Source organism: Micromonospora globbae (assembly GCF_003610785.1).
GTDB lineage: Bacteria > Actinomycetota > Actinomycetes > Mycobacteriales > Micromonosporaceae > Micromonospora > Micromonospora globbae.
Genome location: NZ_RAQQ01000031.1, coordinates 1 through 24860 on the forward strand (window position 1 = coordinate 1; position 24860 = coordinate 24860).

At 68.6% G+C, this 24860-nt stretch carries 20 protein-coding genes, 1 tRNA gene and 1 pseudogene; 9 read left to right on the forward strand and 13 right to left on the reverse strand.

Annotated features, from left to right (window positions below):
* The first annotated feature begins 2805 nt into the window (after positions 1–2805).
* Both D7I43_RS29025 and D7I43_RS29030 read left to right on the forward strand, forming a co-directional pair.
* A complete protein-coding gene (locus D7I43_RS29025; RefSeq protein WP_120331778.1) occupies positions 2806–3204 on the forward strand; it encodes a helix-turn-helix domain-containing protein in 399 nt (132 codons plus the stop codon).
* A 2-nt stretch (positions 3205–3206) separates the two neighbouring features.
* Positions 3207–4682 carry a tyrosine-type recombinase/integrase gene (locus D7I43_RS29030; RefSeq protein ID WP_120331779.1) on the forward strand — a complete coding sequence of 492 codons (1476 nt, stop codon included), beginning with the start codon at positions 3207–3209 and terminating at the stop codon, positions 4680–4682.
* A 406-nt stretch (positions 4683–5088) separates the two neighbouring features.
* On the opposite strand, the gene D7I43_RS29035 is transcribed toward D7I43_RS29030, so the two are convergent.
* The 3 genes from D7I43_RS29035 to D7I43_RS29045 all read right to left on the reverse strand — a co-directional run bounded on the left by D7I43_RS29035 (position 5089) and on the right by D7I43_RS29045 (position 6533).
* A tRNA-Lys gene (locus tag D7I43_RS29035) sits at positions 5089–5161 on the reverse strand.
* A 287-nt stretch (positions 5162–5448) separates the two neighbouring features.
* Positions 5449–5649, reverse strand: a complete 201-nt coding sequence (locus tag D7I43_RS29040; protein ID WP_120331780.1) for a DUF397 domain-containing protein — start codon at positions 5647–5649, stop codon at positions 5449–5451.
* Entirely contained in the window at positions 5646–6533 is an 888-nt protein-coding gene (locus D7I43_RS29045; RefSeq protein WP_120331781.1) for a helix-turn-helix domain-containing protein, read from the reverse strand. The genes D7I43_RS29040 and D7I43_RS29045 overlap by 4 nt, the downstream gene beginning before the upstream one ends.
* Positions 6534–7030: 497 nt before the next feature.
* Here D7I43_RS29045 and D7I43_RS29055 point away from each other — a divergent pair, with 497 nt between their 5' ends.
* Genes D7I43_RS29055 through D7I43_RS29065 form a run of 3 tightly spaced genes read left to right on the forward strand, consistent with a single transcriptional unit; the run spans position 7031 to position 7948 of the window.
* A complete protein-coding gene (locus tag D7I43_RS29055; protein ID WP_120331783.1) occupies positions 7031–7255 on the forward strand; it encodes a hypothetical protein in 225 nt (74 codons plus the stop codon).
* Position 7256: 1 nt separating this feature from the next.
* The gene (locus D7I43_RS29060) at positions 7257–7541 is read left to right on the forward strand and encodes a hypothetical protein (RefSeq protein WP_120331784.1); all 285 of its coding nucleotides are present in this window, start codon (positions 7257–7259) and stop codon (positions 7539–7541) included.
* Positions 7542–7546: 5 nt separating this feature from the next.
* A complete protein-coding gene (locus D7I43_RS29065; protein ID WP_120331785.1) occupies positions 7547–7948 on the forward strand; it encodes a hypothetical protein in 402 nt (133 codons plus the stop codon).
* 49 nt (positions 7949–7997) lie between these two features.
* On the opposite strand, the gene D7I43_RS29070 is transcribed toward D7I43_RS29065, so the two are convergent.
* From D7I43_RS29070 to D7I43_RS29090, 5 genes are all read right to left on the reverse strand, one after another.
* On the reverse strand, positions 7998–8426 hold the full coding sequence (locus D7I43_RS29070; RefSeq protein ID WP_120331817.1) for a hypothetical protein: 429 nt from the start codon (positions 8424–8426) through the stop codon (positions 7998–8000).
* 164 nt (positions 8427–8590) lie between these two features.
* Positions 8591–9226, reverse strand: coding sequence for a hypothetical protein (locus D7I43_RS29075; protein WP_120331786.1), 636 nt, complete (start codon positions 9224–9226; stop codon positions 8591–8593).
* Between the two features lie 25 nt (positions 9227–9251).
* Positions 9252–9512 (reverse strand): hypothetical protein, encoded by a 261-nt coding sequence (locus tag D7I43_RS29080; protein WP_120331787.1) that lies wholly within the window; start codon positions 9510–9512, stop codon positions 9252–9254.
* A gap of 66 nt (positions 9513–9578) precedes the next feature.
* Positions 9579–10250: a hypothetical protein gene (locus D7I43_RS29085; protein WP_120331788.1), complete on the reverse strand. Its 672-nt coding sequence runs from the start codon at positions 10248–10250 to the stop codon at positions 9579–9581.
* Positions 10247–12715 carry an FtsK/SpoIIIE domain-containing protein gene (locus tag D7I43_RS29090; protein ID WP_120331789.1) on the reverse strand — a complete coding sequence of 823 codons (2469 nt, stop codon included), beginning with the start codon at positions 12713–12715 and terminating at the stop codon, positions 10247–10249. Before D7I43_RS29090 ends, D7I43_RS29085 begins: the two co-directional genes overlap by 4 nt.
* Positions 12716–13143: 428 nt before the next feature.
* Between D7I43_RS29090 and D7I43_RS29095 the strand changes: the two genes are divergently transcribed.
* Positions 13144–13887, forward strand: coding sequence for a protein kinase family protein (locus D7I43_RS29095; RefSeq protein ID WP_120331790.1), 744 nt, complete (start codon positions 13144–13146; stop codon positions 13885–13887).
* Positions 13888–14092: 205 nt separating this feature from the next.
* Here D7I43_RS29095 and D7I43_RS29100 read toward each other — a convergent pair.
* Positions 14093–14873, reverse strand: a pseudogene (locus D7I43_RS29100) (transposase family protein).
* A gap of 121 nt (positions 14874–14994) precedes the next feature.
* On the opposite strand from D7I43_RS29100, the gene D7I43_RS29105 reads away from it, so the two are divergent.
* Complete coding sequence (locus D7I43_RS29105; protein ID WP_120331791.1) at positions 14995–17433, forward strand: AAA family ATPase; 2439 nt, start codon at positions 14995–14997, stop codon at positions 17431–17433.
* 362 nt (positions 17434–17795) lie between these two features.
* Here the strand turns inward: D7I43_RS29105 and D7I43_RS29110 are convergent, their stop codons facing one another.
* Positions 17796–19352 (reverse strand): hypothetical protein, encoded by a 1557-nt coding sequence (locus tag D7I43_RS29110; protein ID WP_120331792.1) that lies wholly within the window; start codon positions 19350–19352, stop codon positions 17796–17798.
* Positions 19353–19583: 231 nt separating this feature from the next.
* On the opposite strand from D7I43_RS29110, the gene D7I43_RS29115 reads away from it, so the two are divergent.
* The gene (locus D7I43_RS29115) at positions 19584–20516 is read left to right on the forward strand and encodes a hypothetical protein (RefSeq protein WP_147427316.1); all 933 of its coding nucleotides are present in this window, start codon (positions 19584–19586) and stop codon (positions 20514–20516) included.
* Positions 20517–20640: 124 nt separating this feature from the next.
* Here D7I43_RS29115 and D7I43_RS29120 read toward each other — a convergent pair whose 3' ends face one another.
* Positions 20641–22020 carry a reverse transcriptase family protein gene (locus D7I43_RS29120; protein ID WP_120331794.1) on the reverse strand — a complete coding sequence of 460 codons (1380 nt, stop codon included), beginning with the start codon at positions 22018–22020 and terminating at the stop codon, positions 20641–20643.
* Between the two features lie 599 nt (positions 22021–22619).
* Between D7I43_RS29120 and D7I43_RS29125 the strand changes: the two genes are divergently transcribed.
* The gene (locus D7I43_RS29125; RefSeq protein WP_120331818.1) at positions 22620–23279 is read left to right on the forward strand and encodes an HAD family hydrolase; all 660 of its coding nucleotides are present in this window, start codon (positions 22620–22622) and stop codon (positions 23277–23279) included.
* 125 nt (positions 23280–23404) lie between these two features.
* Here the strand turns inward: D7I43_RS29125 and D7I43_RS29130 are convergent, their stop codons facing one another.
* On the reverse strand, positions 23405–23944 hold the full coding sequence (locus tag D7I43_RS29130) for a hypothetical protein (protein WP_120331795.1): 540 nt from the start codon (positions 23942–23944) through the stop codon (positions 23405–23407).
* Between the two features lie 422 nt (positions 23945–24366).
* Positions 24367–24567, reverse strand: a complete 201-nt coding sequence (locus tag D7I43_RS32540) for a hypothetical protein (RefSeq protein WP_147427317.1) — start codon at positions 24565–24567, stop codon at positions 24367–24369.
* Positions 24568–24860 lie beyond the last annotated feature (293 nt).

The following is a 24860-nucleotide window of genomic DNA, read 5'->3' on the forward strand; positions in this document are numbered from 1 at the left end:
GAGTCTGTAGTCGTGACCGCCGGCAGCCAGGCCCGGCACAGCGCAGGATCCTCAGCCGAAGCTGAGTCATCTGCGCGGACCCTTCAGGCGAAGAGTTGTAACCCTATTAGGGAGTCTGGAACTGTCACCGCCGGTCACGAGGGACGGTCACCGGCGGTGTGCTGCGCTGACAGCCGCCTTCAGCCGTTGCGCGGGGTGCGACGGTGGTGAGCGGGTGGTGAAGGACGGTGAAGCCCCAGACGAAGGGGTCACCGAAGCCCCAGAACGAGTCGCCGGATGGCCGCTCGCCGACGATCTCTCCGCGCCCCTCACCTGCCAGCCGTCGAGCGCCGCCTTTGTGGGCCGTCATCGACGAGCCCGACGCCGACCTCCCGGGCCCAGTCGGCCCGCGTGGGTTCGCGGTCCGGCCTTGCGGGCGTCGCGTGGAAACTTTCACGTCCTCAAACCGGCTCCTGTCAGCTCTGGCGAACGCCCGGGCGTCTAACAACGATCTGACCCGGCTCCGACAAGGGCAGCCGCCGGGTCTGACAGAGCAGCTCAGCGGGCATACGCCCGTCAAGCGCCTTGGGGAGGCCGGCCGCTGGCGTTCAGGCGTTTCCGTCACGCTCGGTGTCCGGCGGTAGCGTCAGGGTCCAGCCGCGATGCTCTGACATCTGGCGCGCCCGCCCGCCGAACCGGTGAGATCGGCGTGCGAGGCGAGATTCTCCTGCCAGGGCTGTCAGGGCAGCCTCGCCGCTGTTAGAGGTCTGTTAGATCAGGGGGCGTTCGCCTGAGCTGACAGAGCCCGTTTTGAGGGTGTCAGCGAACAACACGGCGCGGACGGCCTATCCCGTCCAGCCGGGGTTGGGTGAACTCCAATGGCGGGAACAGGGCGTGGGCGATCTAGGGCGCGGTCAGCACGCCGTGGTCGGCAGCCAGCCGAGCGACGTGGTCGCGGACGGTCAGCGTGGATTGGGCGCGAAGCAGATGGTTGGACATGGTCTGGGTCTCCCGCTTGGGTAAGGGAGAGACCGGAGGGTCTTTGTCGGCTGGGACGGATTCGATCACCGGCGGCGTGTGCTGCGGTGACAGCCGCGCCGGGGGTCCGTTTCGGGGTCAGGTTCAAGGGCGACCCAGCAACGGGGGCCGACACCGACGCCAACGCGGGCCCCGGGCACGGGTCGCCGGGCCGCTCGACCTCACGCCAGGCCAGGGAGGAACGCCTCGTGGACGACCTGACGGCCAGGCGCAGTGAGGTTGGCGGGCACCGGGTCCGCCGACGCGCTGGCACGCGACGCCGCTGCCGGGCGGCGACGGCGCCAAGGGCGATCTTCAGGGGCGGTCAACGGAACCGGGCACCCTACCGTGCTCCCATTTGTGAACCGTCGTTTGTGTGCTCTGGCGAACGCCTGCCGAACTCACAGCCACTCACAGCGGCCTGCCGCGCCGCGCGCGTCAGCGGTCAGTGGGATCTCCCATCTGCGCCCTGAGCAGGGCTGTGAGTGCGAGCGGACGCGGAACCTGTCACCTAAGGAGGCATGCCCGAGGCGAGCACGGCCTCACTGACACCGGGCCCCTCGCGCCGCTCACAGCCGCCCACAGTGGCTCACAGGGACTCACAGCGGCTCACACGCCCACCAGCCTGGTCGGCGACGGCCGGCGCGCGGCATCCCCCTGTCTGCCTCCGGCTGCTGTGACACGGCGGCGGACGTTGCCATCGTCGGCGCCTTCCCACGCAGTGGAGCACCGAGCGCCACCGCCGCGGGCGTGACGGACACGTGGTGCCGCCGCGCCATGTCGGAGAGGCCCATCGATTGATGTGGGCGTGATGACATGACGGCCATGGCGCCGCCGTCCCAGTTCGCCGGCCGCATGCCCGGACACGCACCCAATGTCAACGAAGAAGGCCGATTGACACCGTGGCCGTTGAGCGGCAACGGCGGTCGCGCGGAGGTGTCCGCGGCACGGGTCGCCGGCGATCGTGACACCCGCCGGCGCGCCCTGGCCTCGTGTCCGGAACACCACCCACGTCATCGACGCCGGTCGTTGACATTTTGTCTGGCAGGGCCGTTGAGCAGGGCGGTGACATGCTCGCGGACACCTGCCACGAGCGCTGGACGCAGTGCGGGTGGCCACGCTGGACACGTCCTTCGCCGACGTGGCCATCGCGGTCGTGACAGTCGACCCTGGCCACGCGGCGCGGACACCACTGCGCCGTTGACACCGGCGGCCACGGTGCCGTGTCACGGCACCGTGGCCATGTCCGGCGTCACTGGCATTTTGTCCATCCACCGGGTGAGTGTCACGCACGGGGCTGCCGCCGACGTGAGCGGAGTGACATGTCCGGCGATGACATGTTCGGCGGCCACCGCTGGGCCATGTCATCGACGGATACCTCTGTCGCTGCGCGCCGGTGGCGGTGGCCCGTCGGCGGGAACAGGCGTGGGCTGGCGCGGGACCCAGCGACACGAGACGCGAGAGGCAACTCCGCGAGCCGTTGTGAGCCGTTGTGAGTCGCTGTGGGTGGGGCAGGCGTTCGCCAGAGCACACAAACGCGGGTTTAAGAGTGTCAGCGCGTCGCAGGCGCGACGCGACCACCAGATAAGCGAGCACGGCCGTATCAGCGGGGGCCTTCACCGGGTCTCGGGTCGGCCGGACCCTGACCGATCCGGTTGCCGGGCGATCCGCCCCGCCGTGTGGCGCGCCGTCGGCCCCCGGGCGGCGTCCGCTGCCGTATCGGCGTCGGGTCGGGCCTGCGGCCTCACCATGTCCGCCCGTATCCAGCCGGGCGACCTCTCTCTTGATCACCGGAAGGACCACTTCGCGATGACCACCCCTGAACACCACTCCAATGACGTACCTCCTGCCGGCCCGTCCTCCGACGGCTCCGACGGCACATGGACCGCGCAGCGGATCCGCGCCCTGGGCCCGGTCACCGACCTGGCCACCGCGGCGCGGATCTTCGGGCTGTCCCGGTCTGTCGCCTACGACCTGGCCAAGCGCGGCCAGTTCCCGGTCGCGGTGTTGCGTTTCGGCAGCCGCTACCGGGTGCCGGTCGCTGCCATCCTCCACGCCCTGCACCTGCCGGCCACCGACGACCCCGAGCCGATCACCCCACCGCCCGACGACGGCGACTTGATCGCGGGTGGAAGGCACGCGTCGATCACCCCGCACCGAATCCGCAGCCACCGGCTGCCGCACACCCCGACCGAAGGGAACACCTGATCATGGCGGACGGATCCGTCTTCAAGCGCTGCTCCTGCCGCGGCAGCGACGGCCGTAAACTCGGCAACCGCTGCCCCCAACTCCGCCGCACGGGCGGAGCCTGGAGCCCCACCCACGGCCGGTGGGCCTACCAACTCGAACTGCCCACCCACCCCGGCCAGCCGCGCCGGCAACTACGCCGCAGCACCTTCGACTCCCGCGACGCCGCCACCACCGACCGCGACCACGCCAAAAGCCTCCTCGCGCTCGCCGGCGACGACCCGGGCGTCGCCGCCGAGATCGCCGACCTGCTCCTCGCCGTCGCCTCCGGCGCCCCGCTACCGGACCGCGACACCATCGCCAGAAGGGTCAGGGCAGGGCTGCCCGCCACCGCCGCGACGACCGTCGGCGAGTACCTCCACTCATGGCTGGCGGCACGGCGCGGCATCGAACCCGCCACCGTCATGACCTACGCGTCACACATCCGCATCCACCTGGTCCCGCACCTCGGCGACATCCCCCTGGTCAAGTTGCGGGTGGAACACATCGAGGCGATGTTCACCGCCATCGCCGACCGCAACACCGCCATCGAGATCGCCCGACAAAGCGACGACCCCGCCATCCGCGACAGCGCCCGCGGCCTGCGGCCTACACGACCGTCCACCATGCACCGCATCCGCGCCACCCTGCGCAAGGCCCTCAACGACGCCATCCGCAGAAGCAACAACCGGCTCATCGACTTCAACCCCGCCGCCCACGTCGAACTACCCTCAGCGACACGGCCCAAAGCCAGGGTGTGGACCGCCAACGCCGTACAGAAATGGCGCGGCACCGGCGAACGGCCCAGCCCCGTCATGGTGTGGACCCCGCAACAGGCCGGCGAGTTCCTCGACTACGCCGAGGACCACGACATCGTCCTCTACCCGCTGTTCGTGCTCATCGTCCACCGCGGCCTGCGCCGCGGCGAGGCCATCGGACTCACCGACACCGCCGTCGACCTCGACAACGCCTTGATCAGCGTCACCCAACAGCTGACCACCCACGGCTACACACCCGTGATCAAGAAGGTCAAATCCGAATCCGGCAACCGGGTGGCGTCCCTGGACAGCTTCACCCACGCCGCGCTGCGCGCCCACCACGCCCGCCGCGCTCAGTGGAAACTGGCCTGCGGCGCCGCGTGGCCCGACACCGGACTGTTCTTCGTCCAGCCCGACGGGCAGCCCTGGCACCCCCACGCCGTCACCGACCGGTTCGAAGCCCTCGTCCGCGACTCCGGACTACCCCCGATCCGGCTGCACGACCTACGACACTGCGCCGCCACCTACCTCAAAGCAGCCGGCGCCGACCTCAAAGACATCCAGGAACTCCTCGGCCACTCATCCCTCGCCATGACCGACATCTACACCTCCGTCATCGCCGAACTCGACATCGAACGCGCCAAAGCCGAAGCCGCCGCCAAACTCGTCCCCCGCCGCCAACGACGCGGACAAGCCGCGTAACGCGCGTACACAACTCGCCTTCGCCGATGGTGAGCGACGCCGGATGCGGTCGACACGCCAGAACGGGTCGATCGCATCCGGCCGGCCACCGCGCACAACCCAGACAGCCAGCACCGCGTTCACCTATCGCCGGAGCCGCCCCTGGGCGCTCCGCCCCACCCACCCAACACCGACGCCACCAGGTGGCCTGGCCGAAGGGCAGCGGTGGCCCACGCCGTCGCTGCCGAGTGCGCCGCCCGGCGGCACCGGGCCGCGCTCCACCAGCGGCGGCGAGCGACGTCGCCTGGCGTCATTCCATCGGTGGGTGCTCGGTGGGTGCTCGCACACCAAGGCCCCAAATCCGACAAATGCCCACGCCGAGAGCGGAGAGAAACAGTGATGCCCGACTATTTTCCCAGTTCAAACGTGGGCCGCCGGGGACTCGAACCCCGAACCTAAGGATTAAAAGTCCTCAGCTCTGCCAATTGAGCTAGCGGCCCGCCGAGCCACAAGGCTACCCGAGCCCGTGCCCGCTCGGCGCACGGCTTTCCCAACGCCCTGCCGGGGGCCAACCCCTGCCTCGTCTCTGCTGGTCACCGGTGCGGCGCGCATCGTGGTGGGACGGCGGCACGAACGGGTCAACGATGGTGTGACCTGACTTCAGTTCGACACCTGGCACCACCGGATGCGTGGACGACCAACGTGACGGCGGAAGTAGCCGGAGCCAGCCGAATGCCCCGACGATTACCGGGAGGAGCCGTGACCGATGCTTTGCCTGCTACCGCTACTACGACAGGAAGCCGTCCTTGGCGCCTCTCAGGAAGCTCATCCAGGCCGTGCGGCTGAAGACGAGGGCCGTACCGGTCGGATCCTTGCTGTCCCGCAGGGCCACTGCGTCGGCGAGATCGGCGACCTCGACGCACTGGCCGTTCCCGCTCGATCGGCTGCTCTTCCTCCATCGGGCGCGGGACAGGTCGGCGGGGGTCATCCCGTACCTCCTTTCTGGCCGATCGCGGCGGCTTGCTCCTCGATCAGCTTGATCGAGTTGGCGGGGTCCAGCGCGGTCGCACGAAGGTGTTCGAACGTGGTGGCGTAGCGGCGAACATCTGCCTCACGTTCGAGGAACAGGTCGCCGGCCATGCTGTCGACGTACACCAAGGCAGGGTCGGCCGGGTCGGGGAAGTCCATGACGACGAACGACCCGGGCATGCCGGCATGTGCGCCGCTGGTGAACGGGATGACCTGGAGAGTGATGTGCGGCTGGTTGGCCGCCCCCACCAGCGCCTCAAGCTGTTCGACCATGACCTCCGCCCCACCGGTCAGCCGGTGCAGGACGGCTTCGTCGAGGATCGCCCAGACACGCAGCGGGTCGGCCTTGCGGAGCGACTCCTGGCGCTGCATCCGCGCCTCCACTCGGGCCTGCACGTCCGCGTTGGTCGCGAACGGCAGGACACCGCGGATCACCGCGCGGGCGTAGTTCTCGGTCTGGAGTAGGCCGGGGACGAAGAGGGATTCGTAGTTGCGTACCGAGCGGGCTTCCGCTTCGAAGCTGATGTACGTGGTGTACAGCTCCGGCAGTTCTGACTCGTACGCCTGCAGCCAGCCGAGCTGCGCGGCCTGGCGCGACAGGGCGATGAGTTCGCTGCGCTTGTCCTCGTCGGTGACGCCGTACTTGTCGAGCATCGCCATCAGGGTGCGCCGCTGCGGGCGGACCTTGGCCGTCTCAATCCGATAGAGCGTGGCGGGGTTGATGCCGGTCTGCTCGCTGACCTCATCGCGCGTGAGGCCGGCTGTGGTTCGCAGTCCGCGCAGCTCCGCCGCGAGCCGCCGGAGGCGCACGGTGGGTGGCTGCCGTCGAGCTGACAACTCCATGTCCCTTCGCTCCTGTCGTAGTCAGAGTGTGCCTGCCGTGCGGATGCAATATCCAGGCAGGCCGAGCAGGTGACCTACATGCGAATGCAAGCCTTGCATTATCCCTAATGCGTGGGCACTATATGCATGAGCATGTCAGGCCGGCGCGGCACACGAAAGCCGCGCGGTACGGCGGCGGCCCGCGCTCCCAGGGGCTCGCCGCTCGTCCGGCCTCGGATGCCTCTTGATGGGACGCAGTCCGGAACCCGAGGCGGGCTGCGTCCCCGAGGGGCCGAGTCAGGGAGGTAACACGTAGTGGTCCCGTCCCTTGTACTGGTGGTGGTCGCGGCGCTCGGCTTCGCCGCCGGACTGCTCCTGTTCAGGGTCAAGTCCCGGTGGTGCCCGCGGTGCGGCTCGGTACTGAACTGCCCTGACTGCGGCGGGCGCAGGTCCCGTCCGTACCCAGGCCGGGCTCGCTGGACGGGCTGGCTGTGACCCCCACACCGATCACACCCCACGTGACCGTCTCACCCGGCGACGTCGTCCACCTGCGCGAACGCGACTACCAGCACACCACCGGCCCGCTACGGCTGCGCATCACCTGCGTCCGTCTCGACCTCAGCATCTGGTACGACGGGCAGTGGGTGTGGCTCGAAGGCGTCGAGATCCGAGCAGACGGCCAAGCCGGACCCCACCGGCACGTACTTGCCCACGTCGCCGCCCTCCCGAAGCCGGAGGCGTGACATGGCCGCCACCGTCTACCTGTCCGCAGCGGTCATCGATCAGCTCACCGCCGCCCAACGAGTGCTCGACGAGCACGTCACCTCCAGCGCCTCCGGCTACTGCCAGCGCTGCCACCTCGCCGGACCCTGCCCCGCCAACGAACAGGCCGCCGCCGCATTCGCCCGCTACGGCCGCCTCCCCCGCAGGACACCCGGCGCCACCCGCCCCGAACTCATCAACGCCCGCCGGTTCGCCGTCCGACCCGACCGCGCTACCGCTCCCACATTCGCACCCATCCGGAGGTAGGAATCATGACCTTGCCCGGCATTGCCGCTGCCCTGCGCGACGTCCACCTCTCGATCAGCCAGCAACACGAGCTGACCAAGGTTGTCATCCAGAACGCCGAGAGCGCCCGAGCCGAGTTCCGAACCCTCACCGCTGGAGCCGCCAACCCCCTGGTCAATCGCGTGCTGGGAAACTACGCCCAAGGGATCGTGAAACTCCGGGACGGCTCCTGGCTGCTCGCCGAAGCCGGCGGGATCCTGGCCGAATACGCACGGGCAATCGGCGTCGACATCCCAGCACACCAGCCCTCCGACGACCGGCGCACCCTCAATCCGGTCCCCGACGGGCGAGCCGAACCCCGTCCCGGCCTGCCCGGACAGCGGGCCGCCCAGAAAGACGAGCCGTCAAGACCCGACGCGCAGAGCTGACCCCAGCGGGTCCCACGGCATCACGGCGCTCGTGGCGACGGCCGGGGAATCAACCGCCGGTCGTCGCCACCGCCACCAGATGCCGGCCGACGAGATCCTGCGCCTGCTTGGCCTCGTCCACGCCCTCTTCGAGGCGGACGGGTGCCTGCCGACAGGCGCGGACAGCACTATTCAGCAGGTTGTTGCCACCGCCCCTGCTGACCTTTTGGAAGTGGGCCTGGGCCTTGTTCACGGAATCGACGACCTCGGCGATGCCCCGACCCACCTGGTCAAGCGTCTGCAACACCATGCTCAGCTCCGCCATCACCGAACCGATCGGCCCCCCACTGCGGCCGGCGGCGATCCGGTCCAGTCCCGCGTTCATCGCACGGCCGACCAGCCCGCCGACCTTCATTCCGGCGTAGGCGGCGCCGACCGCGATTAACGGCGACGGGTGGTAACCAGCGGCGTCGACCGCAGCTGTCGCCGCCACAGCCATCCCAGCACCAGCCGCCTTGCCGACCTTCTCACTGACGTTCTTGATCCCGTCCCGGGCTGATTCCACTGCCGTGTCCATCAGCGCGCGTCCGGCCGACCGTCCAACATTCCCGAGCCGGGAGCCGGATGTCCCGGCCCGGTTCGTCTGCCGCCGCCAGCTCATCGCTACAACGTCTTGTCGAGGACCGCACAGCCTGCGGAAATGAGCAGCGGCAGGTTGCCAGCGATCGCCTTCGCGGCCTCGTCCGGAGTAAGCGAATCGATATCCTCGCCCTGAGCTCGGCCTTGCTCGGCATCTTCGGCCAGGCCTGAGCATGCGGCCCACAGCGACTCCTCCGTGATGGAGAAGGCCCAGATCCCGTAGACCGTCGCGCTCACTTTCAGTAGAGGTTGGCCGTTGTGGCCGATCCGTTCCCACCCGGGCTCGTCGGCGGTGTTGCCCATGCCCTCCGCCGTGGGATAAAGCTTGAGCTGGCGAAAGGCTGTCTCAAGCGAGCCATTTGGATCGAGCTCGAGAAGGAGACCGCGTTCCAGCAGCCGGTCGATGACCTGCATTGGTTCGGCGGGTCCCTTCCCGGCCGCGAGAACGTCGTCGCGAAGCGTCCTCCGATTGATCTCCAGCCGAGCGTGACGTTGGGGGTCGAGGAACGCCCGTCCCCAGACCTGGAATTCGTCGGCGCTCAGCTGTTCGTACTCCTGACCGAGCCGGACCCGGTAGAACTCTGGCTCCGGATCAGGTGGGGTGACGTACCGGTAGGAGGGGCCGAGGTTGAGGCCGACGGGGACGATGACGGTGGGCATTGGAAGGACCTTCCGGGGTTCGGTGTCAGAGGACGGCGTTGTACTTCTCGGTCTGGGCGATGGCGGCCTGGATCAGGCCGGCACCCTCGCCGAACTTCTGCTTGGCGGCGCTGAGCTTGCCGATGGCACCCATGACGGCGGGCTGCTGAGTGCCGGCAGCGAGGGCCTGGAGCACGGCGATGGCCTTGTCGACCTGGGCGTTCACGCCGGCGAGTTGGGCGAGCGCCTTGTCGGCCTCGGACTTGCCGTGGGCCAGGCCCGCCTTGATGTCTCCGATGGTGGCCAATGGATGTTCCTCCCCTGATTCGTGGTGTCCAACGCCCCGCCGCCGGTGGCAGGTGCGTCTGCGGGTTCAGCCTCGGGTCGCGGCGATGAAGATGAACCACAAGATCGGCATGCCGACAAAACAGATCACTCCGCCTGCCCGCGCGGACCGGGTGCCGCCACCGCCGATGCGGGGTTGCCCGACGAGGCTGATGGTCAGGTAGCCGGCGAAGAAGGCCAGGGCGGGCAGCCCGCACAGGGACCAGGGCACGAGTTGCCAGGGGATGCGGCCGAGGTCGGCGTCGGGGCTGACGGCGAACATCAGCAGCGAAGCGAGGGTGCCGAGCGTCGCCGCGGCGGTGTAGACGAGGGCGTTGCGGGCCAGAGGTGTGAGGCTGGGCAACAGCGGTGGTTGCGCGGCCCGCCGGTGGGCGTGCTCGGCGGCGGTGTCGGCCGCGTCGGCCGCCGCTGTGGCCCGGCTCAGGGCTTCCACAGGGTCGGGGACCGGGCTGGGCGCGATAACGCCGGCGTGGGGTTCGGGCAGCCGGAGGGTCACCGCCAGCTGCTGCAGGTGTTGACGCTGCGCGGTGAGGCGGTGGGTGATCTGGTCGAGGGCGGCTTGCCCACTGCGGCTAGCCGCAGCCTGCTGCTCTGCACGGGCGCGTTCCTCGCGCAGCAAAGCTGCCAGGCGGCGGGCGTGGTCGGTGTAGGCGGCCCAGCCGCCGTCGCGGGGCATCGGGGTGACGGGGTGGTCGGTCATGCGAGGTCGTCGATCTGGTCGAGGGTGCCGGGACGTACGTAGGGGACGATGAGGGTGCGGCGGTTGTCGTGCCGGTCGATCAGCAGCGCCCGATTGGGGCGGGCCTGCCATTCCGACGCGTAGTCCCCGACCAAGGCTCCGATGTCGTTGCCGGGGAGGTTGAGGGCGACGAGGCAAGCGACCTCGCTGCCGCCGGTCGGGCCGAGGTCGTCGGTGAACCGGCCCACGGTGCGCCACCAGCCGAGCAGGTGGACGCCGTGGGTGGGTCCGCTGGCGAGGACGTCTCGCAGGTCGTCGCGCCCGGAGCGGTAGGTGGTGGGGTCGCTGGCGGCGAGGAGGCTGCTGGCGCTGTCGGCGCCGAACACCACCAGGTATGTCGTCTGTCCGGCTGCGGGGGCGGTCGACTGTGCGAGATCCGCCAGCCGTGCCCGGAGTTGTGCCGAAGTGATCGCCTCGCAGGGTTGCCCGGCGGAGGTGACCGCCTCGACGGTGGCATCGGCGGCCTCGTCGGCTGCGGCGACCAGCGGTGCGACCAGGAACCGTGCGGCGCCGGGGGCGTGCTGGCGGGCCAGCCCCGCGGTGGCCGCGTAGAGAATGTCGGCGCCAACTGGTGAGGTGCCGAGCACGGCGAGGTGGCTGCCGGGGGTGGCGTCCAGGGTGAACCCTGCAGTGGGCAGGCCGACGTCGACGGCGCGGCCCACCAGCGCTCGTCGTCGCCGTACGTCCGGTGTCAGGCGGGCGAAGGTGGGGTCCTGGTCGGGGTGCTGTTCGGCGTAGCCGGCGAACACCGCTGGTGGCGCTTCGCCGGGTGGTCGGGCGTTCCACAGCAGGTGCCGCTGCGCGGTAACCGACTCTGCGTCGGCGTTCGGGAACCGGATGACCCGGTTCGCGCCCGCTATGCCGGCTGACGCGTTGATGACCGCGCCGCCGATCGGCAGGGTGTCTGCGCCGTCGTTGAGCTCGTCGAGGACCCCACCTCCACCGGCGAGCGCCACCCGCAGCGGAAACTGCCCGAAGATCGACTCGGTCTTGGTGAACAGGGCCTCCACCCCGGCGATGGTCTGCGACGCCAGGATCAGGTGAATGCCGTACGAGCGGCCTTTGCGGGCCAACTCCTCCAGCAGGGCCACCGCCTGTCGGGCCACCGCGTCGTTGCCCTCGAACAGCACGTGGAACTCGTCGATCACCGCCAGCAGCCGAGGCATCGCCACGTCCGGCCGCCCGGCCCGCAGGTCGGCCAGCTTGGTCACCCCGGCCCGCTTCAGCTCACCCGCCCGGCGGGTCATCTCCCGCGACAGCGTGCGCAGCACCGCCAGCCCGTACTCCCGGTCCGACTCGATGCCGACGGTGCGGGCGTGTGGAATCCATGACGGGTCCACCGCGGTCGGGGTGAACTCCGCGAACGACACGCCCTCCTTGAAATCGAGCAGGTACAGGCCCAACTCGTCCGGCGAGTACCGCGACGCCAGCCCGTAGAGCACGTCGAGGAGGAACACCGTCTTGCCCGACCCGGTACGACCACCGACCAACCAGTGCGGCGTCGCATCGTCCAACGCCAGAACGCAGTCGGCGCGGCCCTCCCGGCCCACCACGGTCCGCAGCCCGTGCACGGACGACTCCTGCCAGATCTCCCCTGGCATCAGCGCCGCGAAGTCGGTCGACGCTTGCACCCGCGCCGTCTTCGCCAACCTGCGGCAGACCGCCTCCACCAGGTCGTCTGGCGGCCCGGCATCCAGCCGCAACGGCACCGCCAACCCCGTACCGTCGGCGCTGAACCGGTGCGGACCCGGCGGATCCGACACCGCAAACAACCCTCCGCCGGCCGCCGTCAGGTGTGTCGTCCGCTCCAACCGTGGTGCCGCCTCCAACCCGGGATGCTGCGGGGGCGGATACCCGGCGAGCAGCAGGAACACCCCTGCCGCCGGTCCGGCGTGCGCGATGGCTGCCAGCCGCGACCACTCCGTACGCCCCGCGCCCTCCGGCAGCGCCGCGACACACACCAGCAGCACCGACGGATCCGACTCGCCGGCCTGGACCCGCTCGATCCGCTCCTCCGCCTCCGTAAGCACCTGCTGGAAACCCGGCAGATCGATCGCCGGCCGCCGCCACGCCTCCGCATCCACCATCGCCCGGAACGGACCGAACACCGCCCCCAACGTCGCGCCGTCTACTGCAGCCACTCGCAGCGCGCCGTCGGGTAGAGCGGCCAGCACCCGCAACAAGACGCCGCGAAGCCACCGAGCGACGACCGGGTTGCGAGCATCCACGTCGGTCGCCAGGTGACCGGCGCCGACGAATGGCACCACCACGGAGAAGCCGGTCCCGGAGGCGGGCGAGGCGTCGCCCAGTCGGATTGGCATCGGGCGACCTACGGCAGCGCCGACCCCGGTGGCCAGGTCGACGGCTGAACTGTCCAATCGGCAACTCAGCCAGCCCGGCGTCAGCGCCACGGCGAGCTGGCGCATTCCGGCAGACAACCGATGAACCTCTGCGCCCGCCTGCGGCGACAAGCCGGCCTCGCCCTCGCGGTCACGCAGCCTCGCACGAGCAGCCTCCACATGCGAGACAGCCTCCCGGTGCGCCGCTACCGCCCGCCCGAACGCCGACGCCACCGACTCCACGCACGTCTCCCCAAACCCATGGATCACGGTCACTCGCGCAGACCCTACCCAAGGCCGCCACTCGCAGTCAGCCCCGAGTTGCTCACCGTGGCACATCTTCCGAGCGATACGGCAACCCCGACTCGGGTCAGCCCCAAAGTCTCTCCGCAGCGACTGGCCCGGCACCGTCCCGCCGAGCGATGCTCCGCCGTGCGCGTCGGACCTGATACCACCCGCCCCGTATGGATGGGAATAGGGTTCCACGAGCCGTATGGGGGCGTAGGTTCGCCGGTGTGGTCGACCTGCCGCTCGCGTCCGCGTTCGTGGTCTTCGACGCCCAGGATTCCGGGTGTCTGTCCTACGGTGTCGAGGCCGGCGGGCGCCGCTGGTTCGTCAAGAAGGCCACCGCGCCGCAGGCCCGTCTCTCACTGACCCGAGCCAGCCAGTTCCACGCCGCAGTGCGGCACCCGGCGATCGTCCGCCCCGAGCGGATCCTCGACGGCCCCGACGGGCCGACCCTCGTTTACCCGTGGCACGACGGCAACGTGCTCAACCAGGCCACCACACACGGCTCGGACCGCAGCACGTTGGCCCGGTTCCAGCAGCTACCCCGCCCCGAGGTCGAGGCGGCCATCGACACGATCCTCGACGCGCACCTGGCCGTCACCACCGCCGGCTACATCGCCGTCGACCTCTACGACGGCTGCTTCCTCTACGACTTCACCGCCCGCCGGATGCGGCTGATCGACCTGGACGAGTACCGGCCCGGCCCCTTCATTCTCGACACCGACCGCCTCCCCGGCTCCCGCCGATACATGGCCCCCGAAGAATTCGCCCGCGGCACCGTCATCGACCAGCGCACCACCGTCTACGCCCTTGGCCGCACCATCCAGCACCTGCTGGACTCCCCAAACGGGGGGCGAGGATCCCCGACCCAAAACCAGATAGCGGCCCGCGCAACCCGCGCGGCACCCGCCGAGCGGTATCACGATGTGACGGGATTGGTCGAGGCCTGGCGCACCGCGCTGAAGTCGTAAGGCACACCCCATAAGCTCGGCCGTCTTGCTCTACACGGCGGTTCATCCCTGATGTGTCTGCCGATCGGTCAGTGTTGAGCGGTGCCGGCCCGATGAAATGGCGATCTGGCGCAGCTGGTACGCCGCCTCGCGAATAGTGTCGCAGGGCCGGGCTAAGGGCCGTCTCGTAACCCGGTGAAGGCGTTGCCCGGGACCGGGTTGGTGCTCAGCTCGCGAGGGTGATGTTGTGCAGGTTGGCGATGCCGGAAGCGGCGTCGGCCAATGTGTGGGCGGCGCGGCGGTAGTCGCGCAGGATTTTCCAGTTCTTCATCCTGGCCAGGGTGTGTTCGACCCTGGCCCGGATCGTGCGGTGCTGGGCGTTGAGGTCTTCCTTCCAGGGCGGCAGGTCGCTGCCGTCGGCGGGCTTGCGGTACGGGATGATCACTTCGGGGTTGCCGCGGTAGGCGCCGTCGGCCATGACTGGCCGCCCGGCCAGTTTCTGGTCGATACCGGAGGTGCGGTAGACGACCGTGTCGTTGCGGTTGCCCGGCTGCGGGTCGCCGACGGCGATGACCAGGCGGGTGCTCGCGTCGATGGCGACCTGCAGGTTGGTCGAGTACCGGTAGTTCTTGCTCCGCGCGGCCTGGCGGGTGGTCCCGGGTCGGTATCAGCGTGCCGTCGACGATCGCGATCTGGTCGACCGGCCGCCGCCGCGCCGGGGCGAGGGCCAGCAGCGGTCCGAGAGTGTCGATGACCCGGTGCGCGGCGGAGTGCGACACCCCGAACAACGGCCCGATCTGACGCATGGTCAGGTTCGTGCGCCAGTACGCGGCCACCAGTAGCACCCGGTCCGGCAGGTCCAGGGCCCACTGCCGGCCCGGCCGTCCGTCGGCGATCGAGTCCCCGCCGCGCTCGGCGACCAGACGGACCAGCCGGCGGAACTGGGCGGGAGTCAGTCCGGTGAACGGAAAGATCCACTCGGGCCGCGCTGCGGAGATCACCTGCACCCAGGCATCATCAACGACCGTCCTCACCGGACAGACATCGGGGTTACGAGACGTCCCTTAGATTCAGCCGTGTGCGGTTGCTCAGGGGCTGCCAGATCAGTTGCGACGTCGAGGAGGGCCGGTGCGGCTCACACGGGTTTACGTCCGGTTTTTCAAGTCGTTCAACTTCGACTACGAGCGCCGCGCGAAGGAAAGCGCCCAGCGCCACGAATGGGAGATCCTCCCTGAAGGCTGGTATCCGCACGTACGTCTCGACGTGGATCCGCAGGTCACTGCGGTGGTCGGGGCGAACGAATCGGGCAAGAGCCATCTGTTGGATGCGATCGAGTGCGTCATGGGCAAACGACGGGTGACTCGTAGCGACTTCTGTCGTTACTCACAGTTATACTCGGTGGAGACCGATCAGGTACGCCTACCCGACGTTGGCGCCGTCTTCACCGTCGGGCAGGAAGCCGAGTCCGCGCGGCTGGCCGAGTTGGGTGTGACCTGCGCAGTGGACGAGACATTCTTGTTCATGCGACCCGGTGATGGGCACCCGTTCATCGTGTGCGGCGAGACGACAACCGACCTCAGCGACAGCGAGCAGGTGAAGTCTCTTGAGGCGATTCTGCCGCAGGTGCTGCGCTTCTCCACGAGCATCGCCGTTCCCGACAGCGTGCCGATCGCGTCTCTGTGGGGTGGCCGGCTGGGAAGCCTCGCCGACCGACGTGTTCGCGGAGAGTTTCTTGATGCCGCAGAGCAGGCGGAGCCAGAAGCCGACGAAACGACCTGGGCCCAGATCAGCACGAAGCTGTGGTCGTTTGTCCGCCGTCCCGCAACCTCGGCCGAGACGGAGGAGGAGCGCAGGAAGCGCGCCGAGATGGCACTGGCCCGGCAGCTGTTGGTGGACGTCGCGCGGATCGACGAGAACGTCTTCAAGGAGCTGCAGAGGGCCATAACGAACGGCAAGGAAGGCGAAGTCAGCGGCCTTGAAGGAAAGATCAACGAAAGCCTGGCGCGCCACCTGAACCTTTCCCGCTGGTGGAGCCAGGACACCGACTTCAAGCTACGCGTCACGACCCGAGAGCGTGAGCTCGTCTTCACCATCAGGGACCGAACGGGAACCGAGTATTCGTTTGGCGAGCGCAGCCGTGGTCTGACGCACTTCCTCGCCTATTTCGTCCAGTTGCGCGCCCACCGGCCTTCGGAAGAGCGGAGCGAGATCCTGCTCATGGATGAACCGGACGCCTACTTGTCGAACTCAGGACAGCAGGACCTCCTTCGCGTTCTGGAGAACTTCGCCGTTCCAGACGACGGCCTGCGCGCCGATCAGGTCGTCTACGTGACACACTCCCCTTTCCTGATCAACAAGAATGCTGCCTCCCGACTTCGTGTTCTCGACAAGGGCGCGCAGGAGGAGGGCACCCGCGTCGTCAAGGACGTCGTACGCACCCACTACGAACCCCTGCGGTCCTCGCTGGGTACCCATGTGGCGGAGACCGCGTTCATCGGCGGCAAAAACCTCATCGTCGAGGGCACGGCCGACCAGGTCCTTCTGGCCGGAATGTCGAACGCACTCCGTGCACGCAGGCCGGAGGCAGCCCGCCTGCTGGACCTCAACGAGGTCACCATCGTGCCTGCGGGAAGCGCCGACAGCGTCCCGTACATCGCCTACCTTGCGCGTGGCCGCGACCCGATCAAGCCTCCGTGCGTGGCGCTGCTCGACGGCGACGACGACGGCAGGAGGGCCGTCGGGAAGTTGAAGAGGAGCGAGGCGAACCGGAAGCCAGTCTTGGACGAGAAGTTCGTCGTTTGTCTCGATAAGTGGGCCGAATCGACCCGTGCGAAGGCTAGCACTGGTGCGGGTTCAGACGCCGACGGCGGTATCGCCCCAGTCGCATCGACCAAGTCCGGCATCGTCACCGAGATTGAAGATCTCATCCCGCCGCGCATCGCGGTCCAAGCCGCAAGGTCCTACGCCAGCCGGCTGCTTGGACTCGACTCCGAGGAGACCGACAAGATCAAGGAAGGCGATCTCAAGAACCGGCTCGACTCGGGCGGGCCCCTCTGGGACGCGATCCGAGACCTGTTCACGGACACCCTCGGCGAGCACATCGACAAAGTCGGGTTCGCCCGCGAGGTCGTCTCCTACCTGAACGCGCTTCCCCGAACCGGCTCACGTCCATCTGGCGTGAAAGCGCTCGAGGACAACTTCATCAGTCTCTTGAGCCACCTCACCGACCTACTCGACGAAGCTGCGGCGACAGAAGCGCACCGCCGCCGCGAGAAGCGCATGGGGCGCATCGTCCGCGGATTCCTGGACGACTACCAGACCGGCGCCACCCGCACGCTCGCAGACAGCCGATTGCGCGAGATCGAAAGCAGCCTGGACGACTCCGCCGCGCACGATGTTTTTAGGCTTGGCGTCGCGAGACTGCGCCGCGACTTCGCCCTTCGGACAGACCCGACGAAGCCCATCGACGACTTCCCCAGCTTCCGGCAGCGACTGGAGGACCTGACCCGCCAGGAGCGTCTGGAGAGCCAAGAACCTGAGGAAGAACACGCTGGTCCCGGTTACTGACCGATACTCGGAGGGCTTCGTCCGGCCCTTGGTCCGATCTCCCTGCACGTCCACGCCCACCGGCTGGCAGCTCATCAGCTTGGGCACCAACATGGCGCTGTCGGCGATCGCGAAGCCGCCGATACACATCAGGTGGTCCAAGCTAACTGCAACAAGATCCAGTCTTAGGAAGCCCAGGGCGGCGGGTTGCATCCGATGGAGCACTTGCTATCGCCGATGCCGCCCTACGCTGCTGTCGTAGGCTCGGGGGAATCGTCCCTGCTGAGCGTTCCACCAGCGACCAGCAATCGCGAAGCAGAGCGCAGTCCTATCCAGCCTGCCCGGGATGAGCCGCTGTGGACCGTGCAGGGCCGGCCCGTCAATCACGCCTTTGAGTTGGGCACGAGGTAGTGCGGGCCTACAAAGCCGACGTGGACGCGGCCAGTGACCCCATCGGTGTCGTCGTAGAAGTAGATGCGGGGTGCAAGGTTGCCCCCGCCCTCGCTGACCTTGATGTGCGCTTCCATGAACACCCGTGGCCCGACACCGACTCGGGGATCGATCGGGAACATCCGCGACTCGGCGTGTTTGCCGTTGCGGAGGGTTTCCGACTCTCGCATCGCAAGCCGTTTGCTGGTGGCTGGCCACCCGCGTGGTTCTCCGCGTTCGCACCACGACCAGAAGTTTCCGCTCACGCCCGCCTGCTTTGCCCGCGCGTACGCGGCGAGGGCCTGCAAGCCGCGCCATGCCTGGTTACCCAGGGCGAAGGCATTCGGGCTGGTGTCGATACCCTGTAGCTCGCGCGGCGCGCTTGCGGGAACGGTCACCGCGTCGCTTAGGTGTTCCTGCGCTGCAGCAACGGCTTCGGAAACGTCCTGAACGGTCTCCGGCACCTCCGTGGCGTCATCGTGCCCCGCAGGCTGCGACGACGTCCAGTACAGATCGGCGAGCCCCCGAGATTCCAGCGTTCGCCGCAGTCGATCGAGGTGGCCGTTTGCCCGGGCAAGATCCCGTTGGACATCTGCGAGTTCCTCGTGAGCGAGATCCACCTGGAACTGCAGCTCCTCGCGAAGCTGCTCTACCTCGGTCGGATCGACCGTGGCCTGCTCGTCGTCCGTGAATACCCGCAGCTCTGCTGGGATTCTCCGCCGGGTCGATAGCTGAGCGACGGCGTACACAGTCCGGTCGATGGCGGCATGCCGGCCAGGGCCGGCAAGCGCGGCTGCCGGGACGTACCGATGCCGCCACCCGTCAGCGTCGGTCTCCAGCGGTGCGGGAACATACGTCCGGATGGCGCCGCCCCAGACCGCCAGCGATCCAAGCGCCTGCCGGAACGCCGCCGTCGCCGCCGGGTCCAAGGCGATGACGGTCGCGATTCCACGCACGCGGTGGGCGATCTGGGATGCGCGGGCGCGCCCTGTGTCCTGGTCACCTGCTGGCGACGACACGACGATGAACGGCAGGGTCCGATCAGGGTCTCGAAGCACGTCGGCCAGCACGGGAACACCAGCCACTTCGATGGGGACCGCGTCGGTGGCCAGGTTGCTTTTCCCCAACGCCGGCCGCTGGAAGAGGACGAGTAGGTCTTTGAGCAGGCCAGGGCCCGCGACGGCGATTCGCTGGCTTGGAGAGTCTGTCTCCATGTCCACGTCGACCCACGCATGCACGCCGATGTCTGTGGCCAGGAGACGCATCCGGACCGACCACACACCCGAAGGCAGGTCCTCCCGCGAGCAAGCCTCGACGCCATAACCCCGGTCATCGTCGATGAGCTTCACGGTTACGGACTTGCCATTGATGATCGTCTCGCCGCTTCCCAGCCTGGCCGCAGCCGGATCGCCGGTGGCCCACCGGCTGAAGCACTCACGCGCCAGATCCACCACCGCGCGTCGGTCAGGCTCCGTCGCGTCCTTCCAGACCGCGCGATACAGCAGGCTCACGTGTCCACAACCTCCCCCGGCCTCAGCCGTATCTGATCGTAGAAGCACCCGGCCGTACGGTCACATCACGCCCATTCGAAAGCTGCCCCAGGCAGCCCGCTACCCGAGACCTTCAGCCCGCCCTCGTGCACGGTCAGCGCCCCGGGCGGTGGTGCAATGCCGGAGGCGGGGGAGGAGTGCGGGTGGGGCGGCCCGTTCGTTGGTAAGGCTGTGAGTGTCCGTGATGATCTGGTGACCGACGTCGAGCGGCGTAGGCGAAACCGCGAGCAGCGGCGGGAGATTCGCCGCCGGCTGGAGGAAGAGGCGGCGGGACCTCCGCCGTTCGGGGTGACCCTTGCCCAGGCTCGGGCCAAGTGGCCGGAATGGGAAGCGGCGCACAACGATCGACGCGAGAAGGGCCGCCGTGTCGCTATGGACAAGGTCGGTCCGGTCGTCGCCAACTTCCTCCTCGACATACACCTACCGGAACTGCCGGCGCCAACAGAGGTCGTTGCCTACGCGCTGGAAATCGAATGCGGGCACGAGGACTTCTGGCTGGTCAAGCGCACCGACGTGTCCAAGCCGCCACCCGAGCGGACCCCGTGCCCGATCTCCTGGTCATGCCAGCTCAACGACGGCAGGACAGCGGTCCGCTATATCGAGCCGGGTGAACCCAAGCCGGAGCACGCCGGGTTCGGCATGACACGATGGTCGGTCACGCTAGCCTGCGGGCACGAGAGCGAGGTGCTGCGCACGGAGGACGAGAAGTCCCGCGTCGGTGACTACATGGTGTGCCGCATGTGTGCGCCGGACGACCCAGACTTCGACGTCGAGATCGTCGCGCTCGGCGAACGCCTTCCCGACGTGATGGTCCAAGACTGGGAAGTGGAACTGAACTGTGGGCACCTCGGCACCGATCACTTCATCCCGGTCAGCTTCCGGCATGATCCGGCCGCGTACCGAGCGCAACATCCCCGCCGCAAGGGGCTCAGCTGCATCGATCGAGCGTGCGACGAGCGAGAAGTGCGCAATGTCCGCCGGCTTGGGGTGGTGGGGAAGATCCGCACGCCGAAGCCGACTCCCGCCCGGTTGGACCCGGTTGCTGTGGCCGCCAGTGACCTGCGGCGACGCTTGACCAGGCAGGAGCGGCAAGCCCTCATCCGCGAGCTCCAGGAGGATGCTTAGCGGCGACATGCCGAGGCCCGGCATCCTCGGGTGGCACCCCGTGGTAGGCGCCGGACGTGGCTGGTGGGGAGGCGCTGACTGAGTAGGTTCGCGCCTCGTGCCGGTTGGCCGGATCCGGCCTGGGCTAGGTTGCAGCTTCGCCAACGTCGAGTTGTGCTGGGGCTTGCCGGGTCGCTGTCGTGGATCGGCCGTCCGGTGGGTTGAGTGCTTGGTCCAGCAGCCTGGCCAGGTTGGCGGCGCGCGTGGGGTGGTGGTGTGCGATCCAGGCGACGCGTCCGGTGAGGTGTTCGGCGAAGGCGGGGTGGCCAGTGTGGTTCTGCGCGTCGAGGCCGGTGCGGGCGGCGTTGTGGAGGATCGCGCGGAGCCGGTCGTATTCGTCGCGGGGTGCGGCGGGCCGGTGGTTGACGACCAGTCCGGCGAGGAGTTGCTGGTCCGCCTGGCCGCGGACGCGGATCTTGTCGGGGTGGATTCGGAAGCCCTCGTCGCGCGCGATCGTGGTGACGGCCGCGGTGAGGTCGCTGGTGCGCTGGTTGGTGAGGTCGCCGGAGAAGGCGAGGTCGTCGGCGTATCGGGTGTAGGTGAGCGCGAAGGCGTCGGCGAGGCCGGTCAGGCGTCGGTCGAGGCGGTAGGCGCACAGGTTCGCCAGCGCGGGTGAGGTCGGCGCGCCCTGCGGCAGATGACCAGCCCGCAGGGCCGCGAGTCGCGCCGACCGGTGTGGCAGGTCGGCGGGTGCCTGGCGCAGGACGGTGTGCGGGGTGCGGGTGGTGCACAGTCCGGTGAGGGTGTGGGCGACGGGTTCGGGGTAGCCGGCAATGCGTAGCAGCCCGTACACGCGGCTGGCGGGGATGTGGGTGAAGAAGGCGAGCAGGTCGATCCGGACGACGACCGGCTGCCCGGCGTGGGCGGCGGCGAACGTGTGCGCGCTGCGGCCGGGCACGAAGCCGTGCGCGGCGGGATGCACGGGGATCGGGCCGAGGACCTCGGCCAAGAGTTGCCGCTGTAGGGCACGCAGCCGGGGTTTGGGCGCTTCGATGAGCCGGCCTCGGTTGGTCCATCGGTAGCCGTAGTGGTGGAGCCGTTGGTCGGTGGCGCGGCGGTTCATGGCGCGCCGGTCGGCGTACCAGTCGAGGTGTTCGATGCTCAGGTCGAGCATCGCGGCCAGAGCGCCGATGTCGTCGATGACTGGGGTGTGCCAGGGGTGGCGTACGGTGCGGATCGGCGCGACGGGGCGGGCGCGGATGACGATTGGCCGGCCGTGTTGTCGGGCGGCGGTGACCGCGCCGCGAAGCGGTTCGAGGGTGGCGAGGAAGGCGGCCAGATCGCGGGGCCGGTCCCGTGGTGGGTGCGGGTAGGCGACCAGGACCGCGTCGGCGATCGGCCACAGCCAGCGCCGCCGGACGCCGAGGACGAGCCCGCCGCGGTTCACGAGATCGGGGCGGTGCCAGTCGCCGTCGGCGAGGAACGCGTCGGCGAGCGCGGTGGTCAGGGCGCGGACGGTGGTCATGGCCGGGCCGGGTGCGGTGGCGGCGTGTCCCGACGATGCCCGGTCGTGCGGGTGCCCAGGCTCGCGGAGCGTGCCGACGCACCTGTGGTGTGGTGCCGAGGTGAGTGTGACGTCCCCGGGGTTACCCCGGAGAGACCGTGACCGCGCCCCACGCGGGGACGCAGCCTGGCCAGCTCGGGACACGCCGCCATTCGTGCAGCCTAATGATTCCGAGCGGTTATCGGTGGCCACGCTGGGCCTGGCGTCGTCGAAGAGAACCGTTTCGGACAGTGATGCGTCCTAACCTTGCGTAATGGACGTGGGCGATGGGAAGCTGACGCGCCTCATCGGTGAGGGGAACCGGCGGGCGTTCGACGTGTTGTATGCGCGTCACGCGCCGGTGCGCAGTCCGGCAAAAATAGGCCACGGACGGGCCGCGTGGGGGCCCTCGGCTCTCCGGCGCTGCCGGTCACTGCGATCGGGATCAGCGGGTCGTGGATCGCAGCCCCCGTTCCACGAACGTGGGATCAGCCATGCGCACCGTAGGTGGAGCCGTGATGTCGCGGCGGCGCACTTGGCTGCGCCCGTGCAACGGCCTCCGGTTGGCTATCGTGCCGGGCATGCAGTCGCTGGCGTTGTTCGACCTCGACGACACGCTCGTGGATCGCAGCGCGGCGTTCCAGGCGTGGGCCGAGGAGTTCGTCGTCACCCACGGGCTCGGCGAGGCGGCGCTGACCTTTCTGCTCATGGCCGACGCGCACCACTCCGGGCCAATGGACAGCTTCTTCACCACCGTCTGCCAAACGTTCGACCTGGCCAGGCCGCCGGAGCAACTGTGGGAGCAGTACCGCCGCCGGATGCCTGGGCTGGCGTCATGCCGCCCCGAGGATCTGGATGCGTTGAGGCGGCTGCGCCGGGCCGGATGGCGGATCGGCATCGTCACCAACGGAATGACCGACAACCAGCTCGGGAAGATCCGGAACGCCGGGTTGGACAGGCTCGTCGACGCGTGGTGTATCTCAGACGAGGTCGGCATCCGCAAGCCCGACCCCGAAATCTTCCGCCTCGCCGCTGATCGCTGCGGCACCAACTGCGGCAGCGGTGGATGGATGGTCGGCGACAGCCTCGTCCTCGATGTCGCCGGTGGCCACGCCGCTGGGCTACGCACAATCTGGCTGCAGCCGAAACGCCGACCCGACTCGTGGTCTTTCGTCGGGCCAGTGCCAGACGCCGCAGTCGACTCGGTTGCCGATGCCGTCGAGATGCTCCTCGAAGCGTAGTGACCCCTTGTGCCGCGACCGCGATTGTCCTACCCGAAAGCGTCCGGACGGTCTGGCACTGCTCTACCGGTGGAACGACGGCAGGGTGCTCAAACCGTGCCCACTTGCCGAGGCTCCCGTTCGACCTACTGGCCAGGCCGCTCCATCTGCTCACCGACTGATGCCTGCCGGTTACCGGCGCCGGGCGTCTGGGGTGCGAAGGCGCCAGCGGATCCAAGACCAGCTATCCCCCAGGCGATGAAGCCGCCGACGGTACTGACCGTGACGCCCCACCAGGTCAGCGACGGCCAAAAGTAGACGATAAAAGCCGTGCCGCACACCGGCACCCAGATTGCCCGGTCAAAGTATTCCAACGATCTCCAGAGCATGAAGCCCATGAGCAGCAGCCACGCCAGAGCTAGCTCCCACCACGACTGTCCGTACCGATCACGCTCGGCCCGCTGCGAGAAGCGCTCGAAGCCAGCCGGCAGCGCCCTTAACGCCCGCACCACCGAACTACCCGTTTCAGTCTCGGTACCGGACACAGTGCTCGGCGGCGTGGCAGTGACCGTCGGTGAGGCGGTCGGAGCGGTGGCAGCCGCCGGTGCGACCGGCGAGGCAGGCGGAAAGTAGTAGGCGTAGATGCCCCAACCCAGGGCGAGAAGCGCGATGACCGTGCTGACCACGGTCGCACGGTCCGACTTCGGTCGTGACAAGTCCACTCCACACTCTGGGCACCAGCACCCCAATAATATCGAAGCACTTCACACAGTGCCGAACTGGTGACTGCGAGGCTTCCGTGGCGGACCGAACCGACACGTCAACAGGGATTCCTCGAACACTGACTACGGGGGTTGGTGATCCTTGCCCGAGCCGAGTGGCCCTCCGACGCATGAACGCCTCGCGCTGCTGCGACAGGCGAAACCGCTCGAGCAAGTGACGTGGCCCTGCCGGTCCGCGTGGGGCCGAACAACGGAACCTCGAGCAGACGCTCAGCCAGATGCAGCAGTCGGCCAGCGGGCAGCACGGCGTGCACGCGCTGGCCGACAGGTCCAACCAGTCCGGGGGCGAGAGTGGTTACCTTGGGACGCCAGGGTGAGACGGTCGCCTACAGAGGGATGTCGCCGCCGTGCTTCACGATGAATCCCTGGGTTGCGTTCGCTCGCCCGCACCGGGGGCAGCGCCACTCCCACTTCGTGTTGTCCGCGCTGGCGCGGGTTTCCACCTCGTGAAAGTCGAACGTTTCGGCGCAGGCCGGATTGCGGCAGGTCAGCGTGGTCGGGATGTCACTGCCATCGGGAGCATCCATATCTTGAACGTAGCGGGGCCGTCCGGCAGGCGGAAGGGCAGTACACCGAACGAAGCGCCCACGCTCCGTCGCGGCGGCCGGGCGCTGGACCAGGCTCCACCAGAGGAGGTTCTCTCCGCAGCCCACATGGGTTGCCAACCATTTTCAGAAGCCGGGTTGCCCGGTGTCGCGGCCAGCCGCACGACGAGATCGAGAAGGTTCGGGCTTGGCGGCGTTGCGCCAGGTGTTGGCGAGGAAGGCGAAGTCGTTCATGATGCCGACGGACCCAGGGCCGACAGCGCGGGCTCGCACTG

What these genes read in the sequence shown, in the direction of transcription:
- D7I43_RS29065 (WP_120331785.1), top strand. Translation starts at nt 7,547, where the DNA reads ATGACCTTGCCCGGCATTGCCGCTGCCCTGCGCGACGTCCACCTCTCG.
- D7I43_RS29070 (WP_120331817.1), bottom strand. Translation starts at nt 8,426, where the DNA reads ATGGCTGTGGCGGCGACAGCTGCGGTCGACGCCGCTGGTTACCACCCG.
- D7I43_RS29085 (WP_120331788.1), bottom strand. Translation starts at nt 10,250, where the DNA reads ATGACCGACCACCCCGTCACCCCGATGCCCCGCGACGGCGGCTGGGCC.
- D7I43_RS32540 (WP_147427317.1), bottom strand. Translation starts at nt 24,567, where the DNA reads ATGGATGCTCCCGATGGCAGTGACATCCCGACCACGCTGACCTGCCGC.
- D7I43_RS29040 (WP_120331780.1), bottom strand. Translation starts at nt 5,649, where the DNA reads ATGACCCCCGCCGACCTGTCCCGCGCCCGATGGAGGAAGAGCAGCCGA.
- D7I43_RS29125 (WP_120331818.1), top strand. Translation starts at nt 22,620, where the DNA reads ATGCAGTCGCTGGCGTTGTTCGACCTCGACGACACGCTCGTGGATCGC.
- D7I43_RS29090 (WP_120331789.1), bottom strand. Translation starts at nt 12,715, where the DNA reads ATGCGCCAGCTCGCCGTGGCGCTGACGCCGGGCTGGCTGAGTTGCCGA.
- D7I43_RS29075 (WP_120331786.1), bottom strand. Translation starts at nt 9,226, where the DNA reads ATGCCCACCGTCATCGTCCCCGTCGGCCTCAACCTCGGCCCCTCCTAC.
- D7I43_RS29025 (WP_120331778.1), top strand. Translation starts at nt 2,806, where the DNA reads ATGACCACCCCTGAACACCACTCCAATGACGTACCTCCTGCCGGCCCG.
- D7I43_RS29060 (WP_120331784.1), top strand. Translation starts at nt 7,257, where the DNA reads ATGGCCGCCACCGTCTACCTGTCCGCAGCGGTCATCGATCAGCTCACC.
- D7I43_RS29045 (WP_120331781.1), bottom strand. Translation starts at nt 6,533, where the DNA reads ATGGAGTTGTCAGCTCGACGGCAGCCACCCACCGTGCGCCTCCGGCGG.
- D7I43_RS29030 (WP_120331779.1), top strand. Translation starts at nt 3,207, where the DNA reads ATGGCGGACGGATCCGTCTTCAAGCGCTGCTCCTGCCGCGGCAGCGAC.
- D7I43_RS29120 (WP_120331794.1), bottom strand. Translation starts at nt 22,020, where the DNA reads ATGACCACCGTCCGCGCCCTGACCACCGCGCTCGCCGACGCGTTCCTC.